This window comes from Moorella naiadis (nom. illeg.) (assembly GCF_051020825.1).
GTDB classification, from domain to species: Bacteria; Bacillota; DSM-521; order Neomoorellales; family Neomoorellaceae; genus Neomoorella; species Neomoorella naiadis.
Window position 1 is genome coordinate 28,661 of the sequence record NZ_JAXGFQ010000014.1, and the last position, 17,893, is coordinate 46,553.

A 17,893-nucleotide genomic window follows, 5' to 3' on the forward strand; every position below is an offset into this window, starting at 1 on the left:
TAAAGGCCGGGATAGAGAAGGGGTGGAGTTTTGTACGCCGGAGTACTCTTTGATTTTGACGGCACCCTGGTGGATACCTCCGAACTGGTGGTCAAATCATTCCAGCATACCTTAGGGCCTTATCTGGGCCGGGTAGTGGCACCGGAGGAGGTTTACCCATACTTCGGTATTACCTTGAAGGAGGGCCTGGCGGCTTTCGTACCCGACCACCTGGAGGAGATGCTGCCCGAGTACCGCCGTTTCAGCGCCGCGCATTTTGATGACCTGGTCCGGCCCTGCCCGGGGGTCCGTGAGGGGTTAGAACGGCTGCAGCAGGCCGGAATTAAGCTGGGGGTAGTCACCTCCAGGGTGCGGGACACTACCCTCTATGGCCTGGAACTCTGTGGCCTGGCTTCCTTTTTTCCGGTAATCGTCACCGCCGAAGATGTTACCAGCCATAAGCCGGAACCGGAGCCGGTCCGGCGCGGCCTCGAACTCCTGGGGTTGGCAGAGGAGGCAGCCGCCATGATTGGCGACAGCCCCCACGACATCCTGGCGGCCCGAGCGGCCGGCGTCACCAGCGTGGCCGCCGGATGGAGCAAAGTCCCCCCCAAAAGAATCCTGGCTGCCGCCCCGGAGATTGTAGTGGCTACTATGGCGGAGTTTGTCGATTTATGTCTGGATGGTAATGGACGGAAGGGGCAAGCGTAATGAACAAATGGGCTTTTTTTCGGGAGCTACTTACGGCCCTGGAAGAACAGCAACCGGCAGTAGCAGCAACGGTGGTCAGGGTCGAGGGAGATGCCCGGGGAATAAACCCCGGGGAGCACTTCCTTTGGCGCCCTGGTATACCCGCGGGGATACCAGTAGCGATCACACCGGAGGGATACCCAGGTGCCTCGGCGCCGGCGGCCTCAGGTGGAGAGCCCGTCCAGGACGTACGGGGCGGCAGGGGTTACGAGACCGGGGAACTGGCCGGGGAGAGGAGCGAACCGGGGCTGGAGGGCCTGGCTGGGGCCATGACTGAAGTCGCGCCGGCAGTCCTGGCCGGGCGCCGGCCCCAGTTGACGGCCCTGGAGGTTGGTGGCGCCAGGGTCACCCTTTTCCTGGAACCGGTTGCCCCTGAACCGGAGGTCTTAATCCTGGGCGGCGGCCATGTGGGCCAGCAAGTAGCGGCCCTGGCCGGGCTGGCCGGTTACCGGGTCACCGTGGTGGACGACCGGCCGGACTTTGCCAATGAGCAGCTCTTTCCGGCGGCCGGCCGGGTTATCTGCGCCCCTTTTACCGCTGCCTTGCAGGAACTAAAGATTAACCCCTCTACCTTTATCGTAATCGTCACCCGGGGCCACCGCTATGATTATGAGTGCCTGCGGGCGGTAATCCAGGCCCCGGCGGCTTATATCGGCATGATCGGCAGCCGGCGGCGGATCCAGGGGGTGCGGGAACGCCTGCTGGCGGAGGGCGTAAACCAGGAGGCCCTGGCGCGGGTCCATGCACCCATCGGCCTGGACATCGGTGCCGAGACCCCGGCAGAGATCGCTATTAGTATTCTAGCTGAAATTATCCGGGTTTATCGTCGGGGAGATTAAAGATAGCCGCCAGCCCTGGAACTGGCGGCTTTTTATAAAAGCCTTTCTTTGGGGTTAACGCCCTCGTTACGAAAGGTAGGAAGCAGCTACCCGAAGTAAATAGCGGTAATCAAGCCATATGTCACCGGTTATTCCTAAATTTTATACCCGAAAAGGCAATAAAAATAGATTAAAACTCTCTTTAAAAGAAGGAAAAAGAGTTAACTATGTTGTAATTACTTAGCAATGATTTTTGCAGCCTGAGGCAGGGGGCGAAGATATGGACCGGGAACTTATCAGTGCGGCCATCAAATCGATGCAAGAGGGGGAGCGCTGCGCCCTGGCGACGATAATCCAGGTCAAGGGCTCGGCCCCCCGGGAGGCGGGCACCAGGATGCTCATCGGTGCCGATGGCCAGATCCAGGGCACAGTGGGCGGCGGCTGCGCGGAGGCGGCCATTCGCCAGCGGGCATTGCTGGTCCTGGAGAGCGGTCGCCCAGAGATTTACCACCTGGACCTGACGGCCGACACAGCCGAAGATGAGGGTATGGTTTGCGGCGGTGTCATGGACGTATTTATTGAACCACTGGAGGTATAGATGCAGTGTTAGGGAAAAAGATACGCCAGTTACGCCGGGAGCGGGGGATGAGCCTCAAGGACGTCGCCGAAAAGACGGGCCTGACTTCCAGTTTTTTAAGCCAGGTGGAACGGGACCTGGCCGATCCTTCCATCACGTCATTACGTAAGATTGCCGAGGCTCTGGATATCCCTATCTTTTATTTTCTGTTGAACCATGAAGACCACAGCCCGGTGGTCAAGAAAGACCAGCGGAAAGTCCTGCGCTTTCCCCAGTCCCACCTGACCTATGAACTGCTATCTCCGGATCTGAACCGCAACATGGAGGTTATGATGGCCCGCCTGGAACCCGGGGCTGCCAGTTGTGATGAGCCCCTGGCCCATCCCGGCGAGGAGTGCATCATCGTGCTCCAGGGGGTTATGGAGATTGATATCGGCGGCGAGGTCCACCGGGTGGAAACCGGGGATAGTATTTACTACTACTCTTCCATCCCCCACAAGCTCTGGAGCGCCGGGGATGAAGACCTAATCTTTATTTCCGCCATTACCCCACCGCAATTTTAACCCGGGGAAGGATCAACATTTATGCAATTGAGCCAGGCGTTGGAACTCCAACCACAAGAAATTATTACCATCGTAGGGGCCGGGGGCAAGACCTCGGCCCTTACCTGTTTGGCCCGGGAACTGGCTACGGCCGGGAAACGGGTGATTGTCGCCCCTACCGCCAGGATGCTGCCGGAGCAGCTAAGCCGGCTGGCGGAACCGGTCCTCACCTTAGATAGCGGCCGGCTGGTGACCGCCGTCAGCTCCCGGTTAAAGGTGGCCAACCTGGTTACCTGCGGTGCGGGTATCGATGACCGGGGCAAGATGGTGGGCCTGGATAATGCGACTGTGGCCGCCTTAAAGGAGCTGGACGTTGACTACCTGCTCCTGGAGGGCGACGGGGCGGCCGGTGCCCTCTTTAAGGCCCCCGCCGCCTACGAGCCGGTCATCCCGCCGGTTACCACCATGGTCATGACGGTGGCCGGCCTGCCCGTCCTGGGTCGCCCCCTGGCCCCGCCCTTCGTCCACCGGCCCCACCTGGTGGCCGGGTTGCTGGGCCGGCAGGAGGGGGAGGCCCTGGATGAGGACGCCGTGGCCCAGGTCCTGGTTCACCCGCAGGGTGGGCGTAAGGGTGTCCCGGCAGGAGCCCGCTGGCGGGTCCTGTTGAACCAGGCTGAGGATTATGAGCTCCTCCGGCGGGGCCGGGTCGTAGCCGCCGCTATCCTGGCCGCCGGCGGGGAAAGGGTTATCCTGGGGGCAGTGGCTACCCCCTACCCGGTACGCCAGCTCCTTTCCGCACCGGAACCCGCGCCCGGTGGGGTGGGAATCGTCGTCCTGGCGGCCGGGGCCGGAGAGCGGCTGGGGGGAGGCAAATTATTATTACCGTTACAGGGACAGCCCCTGATACGCCGGGCCGTTACTATGGCCCTGACCGCCGCCCGGAGTAAAATCGTCGTCGTCCTGGGCCACGAGGCCGGCCGGGTCGCCGCCGCCCTGGAGGGGTTAGCCGTAGATTGGGCCCTTAACCCCGACTACCGCCAGGGTCTCAGCACTTCCCTGCGGACCGGCCTGGCGGCCCTGCCGCCTGGGACCCGAGCGGCCCTCTTCGTCTTGGCAGACCAACCGGGGTTAACGCCGGGGGTTATCCGGCAGCTTTTAGACGCCTACCGGCCGGGGGGCAAGAGGATTATCGTTCCGGTTTACCAGGGCCGGCGAGGGAACCCGGTTTTAATCGACCGCAGCCTCTGGCCCCAGCTTCTGGCCCTGCGGGGGGATGTCGGCGCCAGGGAGATAATCCGGGCGCACCCGGAGGAGGTCCTGGCGGTGGCCGTCCCCGACCCGGGCATCCTGCAAGATATCGATACCTTGGCCGATTATCAGGCCTGGCAGCGGAAAAATAATCCTTGCTAAAATAGCGGACGAGTGTACAATATAGTTAAACAGTATTTAATTCGGGTATTGGTGGAGGAGCGAGGATGGCAGTGGCGCGGGAACTGGTAGTTATCAAAGGTGCCGGCGACCTGGCCAGCGGGGTGGCCCATCGCCTGCACCGGGCCGGCTTTCCGGTAATTATGACGGAGATCCCCCGGCCGATGGTAATCCGCCGTGCCGTGGCCTTCGCCGAAGCGGTTTATAGCGATACGGTAACTGTAGAAGGAGTTGCGGCCCGCCTGGTCCCCAGCCCGGCTGCGGCCCTGGCGGCTATCGCGCAGGGGGAGATTGCCGTCCTGGTGGATCCCCGGGCGGAGGTTATCTCCGCCTTGAAGCCCCAGGTGGTTGTCGATGCCATTCTGGCCAAGACCAACCTGGGGACGCACATCGACCAGGCTCCCATAGTCATCGCCCTGGGACCGGGCTTCCGGGCCGGCCGGGATGCCCACGCGGTTATTGAAACCAAGCGCGGTCACTATCTGGGCCGGGTCATCTGGGATGGGGAGGCTGCGGCCAATACCGGTATTCCCGGTGAGGTCATGGGCTATGCCGCCGAAAGGGTCCTGCGGGCACCGGCGGAGGGGATCTTCAAAGGTTGCCGGGCCATAGGTGATGTGGTAACTGCCGGCGAGACGGTAGCCACCATTAGCGGCGTACCCATGAAGGCCGGGATCAGCGGTGTTCTGCGGGGCTTACTCCATGACGGCCTGAAGGTCACCCCGGGGATGAAGGCCGGCGACGTCGATCCCCGGGGCGAGCGGGACTACTGCTTTACCATTTCCGATAAGGCCCGGGCTATCGCCGGCGGCGTGCTGGAAGCGATCCTGTACCTGTTGGAACGGTTAAAATAGTGCAAAATGATAGCGGCCCGATACAAGTACCGGTATTTTTTAAATAATGTTGCCTCATAAAACGAACTTATGTTAGAATAGGGTTACTTCTTACAGAAAGGAGACCGGAGAAGTGAGTGTAGCACAACCCCAAGGGAATCAATATGCCAGTTGCCTGTTACTCAAGCAGCTGGCTGTCGCTTGGCTGGAGCGGCGGGGGGTAACCATGGAAGATATCGCCCGCTTGGTATACGAGGTGCAGAAGAGTTATATCCGTAATTTAACTATGGAGGCCTGCCGGGAAAGCGTGGAACGGGTTCTGGAGAAACGAGAGGTCCAAAACGCCATCTTCACCGGCATATCCCTGGATGAGGTAGCCGAAAAGGGGCAACTGGCAGAGCCCCTGGCCTCTATGCTCAAGACCGATGACGGCCTCTACGGTATCGATGAAGTCATGGCCCTGAGTATCGTTAATATCTATGGTTCCATCGGCTTCACCAACTTCGGCTACCTGGACAAAGTAAAACCCGGCATCATCGGCGTCGTGAACGATAAGAAGAATGAGAAGGTCAACACCTTCCTCGACGACCTGGTGGCCGCCATTGCCGCCGCCGCTTCCTCCCGCCTGGCCCACCGCGACCGGGACGGTTTGCTTAAAGGATAATTGGCCGGTGACAGGTAGCGAATTTACTAGCTTCGTCGCCAGCAATGGCGAATAAGCGTTACCGGATGCAAATGCTCCCTCTTTTTTTAGCTAAATTTTAGCTGAAAAAGGAGGGTTTATTTTTTTCGCGTCGAACTATACAATAAGTGTGGATGAAGTTTTTAGGCTTCAATAACATTACATTTAACTGGAGGGATTTGTAGTGGCGGGCAAGATTCCCTTTGGCCCTACCTTCGCTGAGATGGCGGATCCATCCCAGCTCGATCCAGCCCTGCGGCAACGGGCTTTAAAGGCCCTCAAGGAAGATGAATTGGATCCTATCAATCTTTTTAACATTACCTGGAAGGATGAAAACAACCAGGTACGGAAAATGGTCCTACCCCCGGAGGTGACCGGCGTTGATGCCAATATCGTCGTCCTCCTGGGCCGGGGCTTCCCTTCCGGTTCCCACAAGGTGGGCCCGGCCTACGCCACCCTGATTGAGGGCTGCGTCGACGGCGTCATCAAGCCCGGCGAGCATACCATCCTAGGGCCCTCGACGGGCAACTTCGGCATCGGCGTCGCCTATATCTCCAAACTCCTAGGTTTCCGGTCCATCGTCATTATGCCGGACAACATGAGCAAGGAGCGTTACGAGCGCATCCGTAAATACGGCGGCGAACTGGACCTGACCCCGGGCACCGAGTCCGACGTCATCCTGACCTTACGGCGGACCTATGAATTGAAGAAAGACCCTAAAAACTTCTCCCTGGCCCAGTTCGAACTCCTGCCCAACTACCGTTTTCACCGGCATGTCACCGGCCATGCCGCCATTGAGGCCGTCCAGGGTATTGGCAACGGCCGCATTGCCGCGTTCGCCTCGGCCCCTGGTTCGGCGGGGACCCTGGGCGCCGGTGACCAGATTAAGAAGGCCTTCCCCGAGTGTAAAATCGCGGCCCTGGAGCCCTACGAATGCTCCACCCTTTTTAACGGCGGCCTCGGCCAGCACCGCATCGAAGGCATCGGCGACAAGATGTGTACCCTGATTCACAACGTCCTGAACACTGATTTTCTCGTTCTTATCCATGACGAGGATACCATACGCGGCCTGAAGGTCCTCCAGGACGGCACCGAGGTCCTGATCAAAAATGGGGTGCAAGAGGCCGACGCCCTGGCCCTGCGGGACAACTTCGGCCCCTCCGGTATCTGCAATATCCAGGGCGCCATAAAGATAGCCAAGTTCCTGCGCCTGGGCCCCGGCGACAACGTGGTCACCATCGCCACCGACGGTTTCGACCGCTATCACTCCGTACTGAAGAGCCTGGCTGAGCGGACACTGGAGATTGAAGACTTCGTTCTTGACCGCTGGTTCAAGGATGTCTTCCTCAAGGCCCATACCCACCACATTGTTGACACCCGCCGGCCGGAGGCCAAGGAACGCCTCTTCCAACAGAAGGAGAAGGACTGGTTGCCCTTCGGTTATACTAAAGAATACCTGGATTCCATGAAGAACCCGTCCTTCTGGGATGACGAGTACGCCAAGATCGAATATTACGACGCTAAGATTAAAGAGATGCGCTAAGGAAATTAGAGGGAAGGGAGCTGTTTTTATGGCTTCCACCGGCGCTAAGAGATATAATTAAAAAAAGGGATATGTCCCGGCCTGGGCCAGGTCGTTAGTGACCAGGGGCATATCCCATCCGTGTATTTTCAGGGGGATCAGGTCTGGCGGAAAATTGGAGGCTGCCGGTAGCGCCGGTTAATTGGCATACCCCGCAATCGGGAATCCCAAGTTAAGGGCATCCCGCGCCGGGGTAAGGCCTAAGTGTCGCATGGGTTACCACGGCTATAACCGGAGCGCCCTAGTATAACAGGGACACGGCAACCGGCGGGTCCAGATAAACCAGACGGGAGGGAAATAAATGCACCTGGAATTGCTAGTCAACGGCCAGAGGCGAGGGGTCGATACCCCTGATGACGCCACCCTGTTGGAGGTATTGCGGGAGGACTTGCGACTGACCGGGGCCAAGAACGGTTGCGGCGAAGGTACCTGCGGCGCTTGCACAATAATCATGGGGGGCAAGACGGTGCGGGCCTGTCGCACCCCGGTTACTAAAGCCGCCGGCCAGGAGATTATCACCATCGAAGGATTAACGCCGCAGGAGAAAGAAGTCTTCGCCTGGGCCTTCACGGCTGCCGGGGCTGTCCAGTGCGGCTTCTGTACTCCGGGGATGGTTATGGAGGCCAAAGCCCTCCTGGACCGGCGACCTGACCCGGCGGAGGAGGAGATTCGGCAGGCCTTCAAAGCCCATCTCTGCCGGTGTACCGGTTACCAGAAGATCATTGACGCCGTACGCCTGGCCGGTCAGGCCCTGCGGGGCGAGGTAACTCCCGGGCAGGGGGAGCCGGCGGGGATGGGCAAGGCCTTTTTGCGCCCCGACGCCCCGCCCAAGGTTCTGGGAGAAGCCGTCTTTGTAGACGACATGCAGGTACCGGGGATGCTCTATGGGGCCGTCCGGCGCCTGCCGGTAGCCCGGGCGAAGGTTAAAAGTATCGACATCACGGCTGCCAGGGAGCAGCCCGGTGTGGTGGCCGTCCTCACGGCGGCCGATATCCCCGGCCAGTGTTACCAGGGGCACATCTTTAAAGACTGGCCGGCCCTGGTGGCCGTGGGTGAGGAAACTCGTTACGTCGGTGATGCCCTGGCCCTGGTAGCCGCTACCTCTTACCGTGCAGCCCGGGCGGCCCTGGACTTTATTAAAGTAGACTATGAGGAGCTGCCACCCTTGACCTCGCCGGAGGCGTCCCTGGCTCCGGGGGCGCCGGCCCTGCATCCTAAAGGTAACCTGCTGAGCGAGACCAGGGTCCGGAAGGGCGATCCCGAGGCAGCCCTCCAGTCCTGTGCCCATGTAATCAGCAACACCTATATCACTCCCTTTACGGAACACGCCTTCCTGGAACCGGAAAGCGCCCTGGCTGTACCGGAAAACGGCGGCCTGACGGTTTATACCAGTACCCAGGGTGTCTATGAGATCCATACCCAGCTGGTTTCCCTCCTGAACCTGCCGCCGGATAAGGTGCGGGTGATCAACAAGTTTGTCGGCGGCGGCTTCGGCGGCAAGGAGGACCTGAGTGTCCAGCACCACGCCGCCCTCCTGGCCTGGGCGACGGGCAAACCGGTGAAACTCACCTGGACCAGGCAGGAGAGCATCCTCTGCCATCCCAAACGGCACGCCATGACCATTACCCTGACCACGGGTTGTGATGCTGCCGGGAACCTGGTGGCCCTGGTAGCCGATTTGCTAGCCGACACCGGCGCCTATGCCTCCCTGGGGGCCCAGGTCCTGGAGCGGGCCTGCACCCACGCCACCGGTCCTTACCGCATTCCCAACGTCAGTATTCGCGGCCGGGCCGTTTACACCAACAACCCGCCGGCGGGAGCCTTCCGGGGTTTCGGTGTGCCCCAGTCGAATTTCGCCATGGAAAGCCAGATGAACCTTTTAGCTGCGGCCACCGGCCTTTCCCCTTGGGAAATCCGCTGGCGGAACGCCCTGGAACCGGGGGATACCCTGGCCACCCGGCAGGTGGTCGGTGAAGATGTGGGCATTAAAGAAACCCTGCTGGCTGTGAAGGAAGTCTTCGCCAGCAGTCCCCAGGCCGGCATCGCCTGCGCCTTCAAGAACGTCGGCCTGGGAGTCGGTACTCCGGATACGGGCCGGGCCAACCTGGCCGTAACCGGGGGCCGGGTGAAGATCTATACCGGCGCGGCCTGCATGGGTCAGGGCCTGGAGTCCGTCCTTATGCAGATCGTAGCCGAGACTACCGGCCTGCCGGCAGAGGTGATCGACTGTGTCCTTTCGGATACAGCCCTCACCCCCGATGCCGGTTGCACCACTGCCTCCCGTCAGAGCCTTTTTACCGGCGAAGCCACCCGCCGGGCGGCCGTGGCCCTGGTTGCCGCCTTGAAGGACCATACCCTGGCCGAACTGGAAGGACAGGTCTTTCTGGGCGAGTTTCACGGCGTCACAGACCCCATCAACTCCACCCGCGAGCACCCCATGACCCATGTGGGTTACAGCTATGCCACCCAGGTGGCCTTGCTCGACGAGGCCGGCCGGGTGAGTAAAGTAGTAGCCGCCTATGACATCGGCCGGGCCATCAACCCTTTGAACCTGGAGGGCCAGATTGAGGGGGGTATTGTCATGGGCCTGGGTTACGCCCTGACAGAGGATTTCCCCCTCCGGGACGGTATTCCTGAACGCCAGACCCTGGGTCGCCTGGGCCTCCTGCGGGCCCACCAGGTGCCGGCCATGGAGGTCCACCTGATCGAAAAGGGCGGCACCCCCTATGCCTACGGGGCCAAGGGTGTCGGTGAACTAGCCAGCATCCCCACGGCGGCAGCCGTAGCCGGCGCCTACTATCGCCGGGACGGCCGGCTGCGCCTCAGCCTGCCCCTGGCAGGTACACCCTACGCGCGCAGTGAGAAGTAGTATGCAGGGGCTGGCGGGTACAGGCGAAAGACGACTTTGGTTTGAGGCGTAAGCAAATTCAGCGAAGCCGCACCGTGGCGGCGGTGAACGGGATGGGGATCGTAACGTAGCTTTAGAAGCGAAAAGTAGCACAGCCCGTTATGGTTGATCAAAGGGATAAAACGAAGCCACCCCCGCCGCCACGGAAGGCTGAGCGCCAAGTTTGCTAGCCGAAAACCACTGGAGCCTCCAGCCTGTACCCGTCAGCACCGGTAATCGCCGTTTCTGCCAGAACCCTATTTTCCGGAGGGAGAGATGACCTGAAGTGAGCAATTTAACCCAGCTGCGCTGTATCAACTGTGGCCGTACCTACCAGCCCGAGCCCGGTTTTTACACCTGCCCCACCTGCGGCTCCACGGACGGCATCCTGGACGTGGAATACGATTATGATTATATCAATCAAGCCACCTCCAGGGAGAGCCTGGCCGGTAACCGGGAACACTCCCTGTGGCGCTACCGGCCCTTTTTACCGGTGGTCCAGGAAGGCCCCCTACCCCCCCTGCGGGTAGGCTGGACTCCCCTCTACCGGGTCGGGCGCCTGGGGGACGAACTGGGACTCAAGAAGCTCTATATCAAGGATGATGGTATCAACCCCACCGGCTCCCTCAAAGACCGGCCCTCGGCCGTAGCGGCGGCCCGGGCCCTGGCCGAGGGAGCGCCGGTAGTCGCCTGCTCTTCCACTGGTAACGCCGCTTCCTCCCTGGCCGGGGCGGCGGCTGCTGTAGGTCTCAAAGCGGTTATCTTCGTCCCGGGCCGGGCCCCCCAGGGCAAGGTGGCCCAGCTGTTAATCTTCGGGGCCACGGTGATTAGCGTCCAGGGGTCCTACGAGGACGCTTTCCGCCTGTCGGCAGCGGCCATTGCCGAGCACGGCTGGTACAACCGTAATGCTGCCATTAACCCCTATCTGGTGGAGGGTAAAAAGACCGTCTGCCTGGAGGTGGCGGAACAGCTCGACTGGGAGGTTCCCGACTGGGTGGTCCTTTCTGTGGGCGATGGTTGCACCATGGCCGGTGCCTGGAAGGCCTGGGTGGACCTGAAAAAGGCCGGCTGGATTGACAAGCTGCCGCGGATGCTGGGGGTCCAGGCCGAGGGATGCTGCCCGATTACCCGGGCCTTCTGGGAGGGCACTAAAGTCCAGCCCATGCCGGAAAACACCCTGGCCGACAGTATTGCCGTCGGCGTACCCCGCAACCCAGAAAAGGCCCTGCGGGCAGTCCGGGATTCCGGGGGTACCATGATCAACGTCAGCGACGAGGAAATCCTGGCCGCCATGCGCACCCTGGGCCGGACCAGCGGCGTCTTCGGTGAACCGGCCGGGGTGGCCGGGACGGCCGGCCTTATTAAAGCCGTTCACGAGGGGATAATTAAATCCGGGGAGAAGGTAGTCACCCTGGTAACCGGCAACGGCCTTAAAGATGTGGCCAACGCCATCAAGGCCGCCGGAGAACCCATCCGCGTGGAACCGTCCCTGGAGGCCTTGAAGGAAGCCCTGGCCGGGATTGGGAAATAAGATTTCTCCCCCAAGGGAGCCCCCATGGGGGCTGATGCCCCCGCGGCGAGGCGGCTGTTATGGGTGGGGACATATTCCCACCCGATGATACGATCTTTGGCAGAACCTCATTATCGGTGGAGAAGGTGGCGTAAAAAATGGATCTCCTGCTTAAAGGCGGTTGGGTGGTTACCCACGAGCGGGTGGAACAGGCTGACGTGGCCATCAAAGGAGAAAAAATCGCCGCCCTGGGGCCGGACCTGGAGGCTCCCGGGGCTACCGTCAGGGACGTCACCGGGAAATACATCCTGCCCGGGGCCATCGACGCCCACGTCCACTACCAGATGCCTATTGGCGACCTCTTGACTGCCGATGACTGGTTTACCGGCACCCGGCTGGCGGCCTGCGGCGGGGTCACGACCGTAATCGACTACGCCGAGCCCTCCGGGCCGGAAGAACCCTTGACCCAATCCCTGGCTCAACGCCTGGCAGAAGCCCGGGACCAGGCCTGCGTGGACTACGGCCTGCACCAGGTAGTTATGGCCGGCCAGGAAGAAGACAGCCAGGAACTCAAAAAGGTGGTAGAGAAAGGGGTTACCAGCTTCAAGGTCTTTACTACCTATAACCAGCGCCTGAGTTACGCAGCCATCGGCCGCCTGCTGCAGCAAGCCCGCCAGTTGGGGGCCATGGTAACAGTCCACTGCGAGGATCACGAAATAGTAACGGCTAAGCGCCAGGAGCTGGAGGCCGGCGGTCGGACCGCCCCGGCTTATCACGCCACCAGCCGGCCGGCGGACGCTGAAATCCAGGCCATCCAGGAGGTCATCCGGCAGGCCGGGGAAGCCGGGGCACCAGTCTATATCGTCCATGTCTCCACCGGCGGCGGGGCGGCAGCCATTGCCGCCGCCCGGGCCCAGGGCCGGCAGGTCTTTGGCGAGACCTGCCCCCACTACCTCTTGCTTACGGATGAGCGGTATGCCAGCCCGGACTGCCGCCTTTTCCTGATGTGCCCGCCCCTTAGAACAGCCAAGGACAACCGTGATCTATGGCAGCATCTGGCTGGCGGCGACCTGCAGGTAGTAGCCACCGACCACTGCAGCTACAGCCCGGAACAAAAAGCGGCGGGAACGGCTTTTTATAACACCCCTTCCGGGGTGCCGGGGACGGAAACCCTTTTACCCCTCCTTTATTCCTACGGCGTAAGCCGGGGCTGGCTGACCCTGCCGCAAATGGTCCGCGTCCTGGCCACCAACCCGGCCCGCCTCTTCGGCCTGTACCCGCGTAAGGGCCGCCTGGCCCCCGGCAGCGACGCCGACCTGGTGGTTTTCGACCCCCGGCAGGAGGTCACCTTACAGGCCGCCGGCCTACACTCGGCCGCCGGTTATACTATCTTTGCAGGCTTTAGCCTCCAGGGTTACCCGGAAGCCACCTACCTGCGCGGCCGGTTGGTTTATGACCGTGGTCAATTCCTGGGTCAGGCCGGCCAGGGTAAGTTTATTCCCGGGCAGGTTTCGACCTCTTAAAATTTTTTTCGACAGGGAGAGAGGATTTTATTAAATTGTATTGAATATAGATAAGTATGTTTAAGCGTTATCCAACTCCTAACCGGGGTCTATTTCCGATAATGATATTTCCGGGGCAGACCCGGGCCAGTAAGCCAGCCAGGAACCGGTAAAGAGGTCCTGCGGTTTACCATGAAGTTCCAGTAATCTAACCATGGCGGTACGTCATGGGGTAAAAACCGGGCGCGGATATCCTGGACAAAATATTCGTGGAGGTAATTGCTAATTATGCGCAGCGATTTACAAGCCTTTGTGGAACGCAACCAGGAAGACCTAGTGGCCTTCCTGCGTAAACTCATCGCCACCCCCAGCCTATCCGGCCATGAGGGCGAGGTGGCCGCTGTCCTGGCGGCAGAAATGCGCCGGGTAGGCTTTGAAGAGGTCTTCAGCGACGCCATCGGTAACCTGGCCGGGCGACTTGGCAACGGCCGGACCGTCATCCTTATGGACGCCCATATGGACACCGTCCCTGCCGGGGATCCGGCCGACTGGGGCTTTGACCCTATCCAGGGTAAGTATGAAAACGGCATCGTCTACGGCCGGGGGGCCTGTGACGACAAAGGCTGCCTGGCCTGCATGGTTTACGCCGGCAAGGCCATCAAAGAGCTGGGACTGGCTGGCGACTTTACCCTTTATGTTGTCGGCGCTGTGGGTGAAGAAGTCGGCGAGGGCAACGGCATTAAGAGCTTCATCGAGGAAACGGGCATTAAACCTGATTATGTAGTCATTGCCGAGGCCAGCGGCCTGCGCCTGTGCCGCGGCCATCGCGGCCGGGCCATGTTGGAAGTCACCTTCCCCGGCAAGAGCGGCCATGCCAGCGCCCCGGAACTGGCTGACAATGCCCTTTATAAAGCCGCGGCCTTTATTAAAGATGTAGAAAAAATGGGGGCCAGGTTTAAGGAACACCCCTTCCTAGGCAAAGGCACCATCGCCGCCACTAAAGTTGATTGCAAGACCCCGTCCGTCAACACCATCCCCGGTGAGTGCGTCGTCTATCTGGACAGGCGTCTGACAATAGGGGAAAGCAAAGAAGAGGCCCTGGAGCAGGCTCGCCAGGTGGCGGCGCCCTACGGCGGCCGGGTGACTATTATGGAGTTCGCCGAGCCCGGCTATAAGGGTAAAGTCATTGGCGGCGAGGAGTTCTTCCCAGCTTGGTCCCTGCCGGAGGAGCATCCCCTGGTTCAGGCCAGTGCCGCGGCCTTCCGGGAGGCCCTGGAGCGGGAACCCGTTATCGGCCGCTGGGGCTTTTCCACCGACGGCACCTACACTGCCGGCCAGGCGGGTATCCCTACCGTTGGTTTCGGCCCCGGCGACGAGCGTTACCCCCATTCCGAGCAGGACCAGCTGGCGGTAAGCGAGATGCTGGAGGCGGTGGCCGTCTACGCCCTGTTACCGGCCACCCTGGCCACGATGGCGGGAAAAAGATAGGCTGGTTTTGGCTGGGGCATCCGGCCGGCACCGGAAAATGGGTCCATCACGGGGCTTCGCCCCCGTCACGGTCCATTAAAAAGCAGGCTAAGGGAAGGGGACGCCGGCGAGTTAAGTGATACTAAAGTGATGACCCTGGACGAAGATAAATGCCGCTCCTGTGGTTACTGTGTTTCTCTTTGCCGTCACGGGGCTTTGACCAGCGATCGCCTGGCCGGCCCGGCTTAAAAACGCCAGGATATACCGTTATTTTTTTAATCATCCTTGAAGGTAATCGTCGCCCGGTGGCGAACTATTAAGGATAGATTAACTTCATGCGGTGTGCGGCCGAAAGGCGAGGGATTTCAAGCAGATAGGGGGATCTGCAAATTGGCACCAGTTTTAGTAATGAAAGACATTGTTAAAGAGTTCGGCAGCTTCCGGGCCAACGACGGCGTTAACCTGGAAGTGGAGACGGGGGAGGTCCATGCCCTGCTGGGGGAAAACGGGGCCGGTAAGAGTACCTTGATGAACATCCTCTACGGCCTGTACCAGGCGACCTCAGGAGAGATATATTTTGAGGGTCACCCGGTAGAGATCACTTCCCCCAAGGACGCCATCGACCTGGGGATCGGCATGGTGCACCAGCACTTCATGCTCATCCCGGCCCTGACGGTGGCCGAAAACATTATCCTGGGCATGCCCATGCCCCGCGGGATCCTGGATTTGAAGGACGCCTGCCGGAAGATTAAAGAGCTATCCCGGCAGTACGGCCTGGATGTCGATCCCGAAGCCCCGGTCTGGCAGCTTTCCGTCGGCCAGCAGCAGCGGGTGGAGATTGTCAAGGCCCTTTACCGGGGCGCCCGCCTGTTGATCCTGGACGAACCGACGGCGGTGCTGACCCCCCAGGAAGTGGAGGACCTCTTCGGGGTCTTGCAACGGTTGACCGAGGAAGGGATCACTGTTATCTTCATTACCCATAAGTTGAACGAAGTTATGGCCATCTGCCGGCGGGTCACCGTCCTGCGGGCCGGTAAAGTCATCGGCACGGTGGCTACATGCGATACCGACCGGAACCAGCTGGCGCGGATGATGGTGGGCCGGGAGGTCTTCTTCCAGGTGGATAAGCAGACCTGCTGCCCGGGCAAACCGGTCCTGGAGGTCAAGGATTTGGAGGCCCTGAATAATAAGGGGCTGAAGGCCCTCAAGGGGATCAATTTCTGCCTCTGCCGGGGCGAAATCCTGGGCATCGCCGGGGTTGACGGCAACGGCCAGAGCGAACTGGTGGAAGCCATCACCGGCCTGCGGCGGGTGACCTCCGGGCAGGTATTATTAAATGGAGAAGACGTTACCAACTTCCCACCCCGGCGGATCCTGGAGCGCAGTGTGGCCCATATCCCGGAGGATCGTAACGTCCGCGGCCTGGTGGGCCCCATGTCTATTAAAGAAAACTTGATTTTACAGGAGTATTATAAGGCCCCCTTTTCCCGGGGGTGGTTTTTAAACCGCGATGTAATCACTAAACACGCTGTAAAGATGGTGCGGGAGTTTGATATCCGTACCACCTCCGAGGAGTTGCCGGTGAAAAACCTGTCCGGCGGTAACCAGCAGAAGGTGGTCCTGGCGCGGGAGGTTTTTCGTCAGCCGGAACTGTTAATCGCCATGCACCCCACCCGCGGCCTGGATGTCGGGGCCACCGAGTACGTTCATAAACGCCTGATCGCCGAGCGTGACCGCGGGGCGGCCGTTCTCCTGGTGTCGACGGAACTCGACGAGATCCTTTCCCTAAGTGACCGCATCGCCGTTATTTATGAAGGGGAAATTATGGGTATTGTTCCCGGTCCCCAGGCCAAGGTGGAAGAATTGGGTCTGATGATGGCCGGCTCCAAAAGGCTCAAGGCTTCATAGGGGGGACCGGCAATGCAGGCAGATTATCTCATCACCCATGCTACCGTAGTTACCATGGATGCTAAGCGCCGGGTCATCAACGACGGTGCCGTTGCTGTCAAGGGTGACAGCATCGCGGCCGTGGGCCCGGCGGACGAGGTGGCGGCCCGGTTTGCCGGGGCCGGGCGGATCATTGATGCCCGGGGTAAGGCCGTCTTCCCGGGGTTGATCAATACCCACAACCACCTCTTCCAGACCCTGTTAAAGGGCCTGGGTGACGACCGGGTCTTGCGCGACTGGCTGGCCAGCATGACCTTTCCCAGCGCCGTTTATTTAAAACCGGACGACACTTACAACGCGGCTATGCTGGGCTGCCTGGACGGCTTCCATAGCGGCACCACGACCATGGTGGACTATATGTACGCCCACAACGGTCCGGGGCTAAGCGACGGGATTATCGCCGCTTTCCGGGAACTGGGTATCCGGGCCATCCTGGGCCGGGGTACCATGAACACCGCCGCCCGGTACGGCGTGCCGGCAGGCATCCAGCAGGATGTAGCTACCTTTGTCGCCGACTTCCGGCGCCTGGTCGCCGCCTACCACGGGGCGGACAACGGCCGGCTGCGGGTCTGGCTGGCCCCGGCTGCCGTCTGGTCCAACAACCGGGAGATGTTTCTGGCCATTAAAGGCCTGCTGCAAGAATATGATACCGGCCTGATGGTCCATGTTTCGGAGACGCCCTTCGACCGGGAGGCGACCGTTACCGAACACGGGGCCAATGATATTGAAACCCTGCGCAACCTGGGCCTCCTGGGGCCGCGTACTTTAATGGTCCATTGCGTCTATCTTACCCCCCGGGAAATCCGCCTGGCCCGGGATTACGACGCCCGGGTTTCCCATAACCCGGTGAGCAATATGTACCTTTCCTCCGGGGTGGCTCCGGTGCCCCTGATGCTGGCCAGCGGTATGAAGGTAGGGCTGGCCACCGACGGGGCCGCCAGCAACAATGCCAACAATATGCTGGAAACCCTGAAGTTTGCCGCCCTGCTGCACAAGGTCCACGACCTGGATCCTACGGTCATCACAGCGGAAAAGATCCTGGAGATGGCCACCATTGACGGGGCGCGGGCCCTTGGCCTGGAACAGGAGATCGGCTCCCTGGAGGCAGGCAAGAAAGCGGACCTCTTTGTCTTCGACCCGCAGCGGAGCGCTACGGCAACACCTATGCACCACCCCGTCTCCACCCTGGTCTATTCGGCCGACAGTCGCTGTGTGGAGATGGTCATGGTTGACGGCCGGGTGGTCATGGAGGACGGGCGGGTAACAACCGTTAATGAAAGGGAACAACTGGCCGCTGCCGCTACAGCGGCTCAAAGATTGGCTGAACGGGCCGGTACCATCCGCCTGGCCAGCACCCGCCCCTGGCGGTCGGTAGCTTATTAACAGGTA

The 17,893-nt window shown here is 60.6% G+C and carries 15 protein-coding genes; all 15 read left to right on the forward strand.

The window, feature by feature from the left end:
• The first annotated feature begins 30 nt into the window (after window positions 1-30).
• Window positions 31-690 carry an HAD family hydrolase gene (locus SDD30_RS10245; RefSeq protein ID WP_434074823.1) on the forward strand — a complete coding sequence of 220 codons (660 nt, stop codon included), beginning with the start codon at window positions 31-33 and terminating at the stop codon, window positions 688-690.
• Window positions 690-1,568: an XdhC family protein gene (locus SDD30_RS10250; protein ID WP_434074824.1), complete on the forward strand. Its 879-nt coding sequence runs from the start codon at window positions 690-692 to the stop codon at window positions 1,566-1,568. The genes SDD30_RS10245 and SDD30_RS10250 overlap by 1 nt, the downstream gene beginning before the upstream one ends.
• Before the next feature lie 259 nt (window positions 1,569-1,827).
• Entirely contained in the window at window positions 1,828-2,145 is a 318-nt protein-coding gene (locus SDD30_RS10255; RefSeq protein WP_434074825.1) for an XdhC family protein, read from the forward strand.
• Window positions 2,146-2,150: 5 nt separating this feature from the next.
• A complete protein-coding gene (locus SDD30_RS10260; RefSeq protein ID WP_434074826.1) occupies window positions 2,151-2,687 on the forward strand; it encodes a helix-turn-helix domain-containing protein in 537 nt (178 codons plus the stop codon).
• A gap of 21 nt (window positions 2,688-2,708) precedes the next feature.
• Complete coding sequence (gene mocA, locus SDD30_RS10265; protein ID WP_434074827.1) at window positions 2,709-4,076, forward strand: molybdenum cofactor cytidylyltransferase; 1,368 nt, start codon at window positions 2,709-2,711, stop codon at window positions 4,074-4,076.
• 65 nt (window positions 4,077-4,141) lie between these two features.
• Window positions 4,142-4,948, forward strand: coding sequence for a selenium-dependent molybdenum cofactor biosynthesis protein YqeB (gene yqeB / locus SDD30_RS10270; RefSeq protein ID WP_434074828.1), 807 nt, complete (start codon window positions 4,142-4,144; stop codon window positions 4,946-4,948).
• Window positions 4,949-5,153: 205 nt separating this feature from the next.
• The gene (locus SDD30_RS10275) at window positions 5,154-5,591 is read left to right on the forward strand and encodes a phosphatidylglycerophosphatase A family protein (protein ID WP_434074871.1); all 438 of its coding nucleotides are present in this window, start codon (window positions 5,154-5,156) and stop codon (window positions 5,589-5,591) included.
• Between the two features lie 202 nt (window positions 5,592-5,793).
• The gene (locus SDD30_RS10280; protein WP_434074829.1) at window positions 5,794-7,152 is read left to right on the forward strand and encodes a PLP-dependent cysteine synthase family protein; all 1,359 of its coding nucleotides are present in this window, start codon (window positions 5,794-5,796) and stop codon (window positions 7,150-7,152) included.
• A 340-nt stretch (window positions 7,153-7,492) separates the two neighbouring features.
• Window positions 7,493-10,060 (forward strand): selenium-dependent xanthine dehydrogenase, encoded by a 2,568-nt coding sequence (xdh, locus tag SDD30_RS10285; RefSeq protein ID WP_434074830.1) that lies wholly within the window; start codon window positions 7,493-7,495, stop codon window positions 10,058-10,060.
• 304 nt (window positions 10,061-10,364) lie between these two features.
• Window positions 10,365-11,609 (forward strand): threonine synthase, encoded by a 1,245-nt coding sequence (locus SDD30_RS10290; protein ID WP_434074831.1) that lies wholly within the window; start codon window positions 10,365-10,367, stop codon window positions 11,607-11,609.
• Between the two features lie 137 nt (window positions 11,610-11,746).
• On the forward strand, window positions 11,747-13,111 hold the full coding sequence (gene hydA, locus SDD30_RS10295; RefSeq protein WP_434074832.1) for a dihydropyrimidinase: 1,365 nt from the start codon (window positions 11,747-11,749) through the stop codon (window positions 13,109-13,111).
• A gap of 267 nt (window positions 13,112-13,378) precedes the next feature.
• A complete protein-coding gene (locus SDD30_RS10300) occupies window positions 13,379-14,578 on the forward strand; it encodes a YgeY family selenium metabolism-linked hydrolase (protein WP_434074833.1) in 1,200 nt (399 codons plus the stop codon).
• A 129-nt stretch (window positions 14,579-14,707) separates the two neighbouring features.
• Entirely contained in the window at window positions 14,708-14,806 is a 99-nt protein-coding gene (locus SDD30_RS10305) for a 4Fe-4S binding protein (RefSeq protein WP_434074872.1), read from the forward strand.
• A 141-nt stretch (window positions 14,807-14,947) separates the two neighbouring features.
• Entirely contained in the window at window positions 14,948-16,465 is a 1,518-nt protein-coding gene (locus tag SDD30_RS10310; protein WP_434074834.1) for an ABC transporter ATP-binding protein, read from the forward strand.
• Window positions 16,466-16,477: 12 nt separating this feature from the next.
• Entirely contained in the window at window positions 16,478-17,887 is a 1,410-nt protein-coding gene (locus tag SDD30_RS10315) for an amidohydrolase family protein (protein WP_434074835.1), read from the forward strand.
• The last annotated feature ends 6 nt before the right edge of the window (window positions 17,888-17,893 follow it).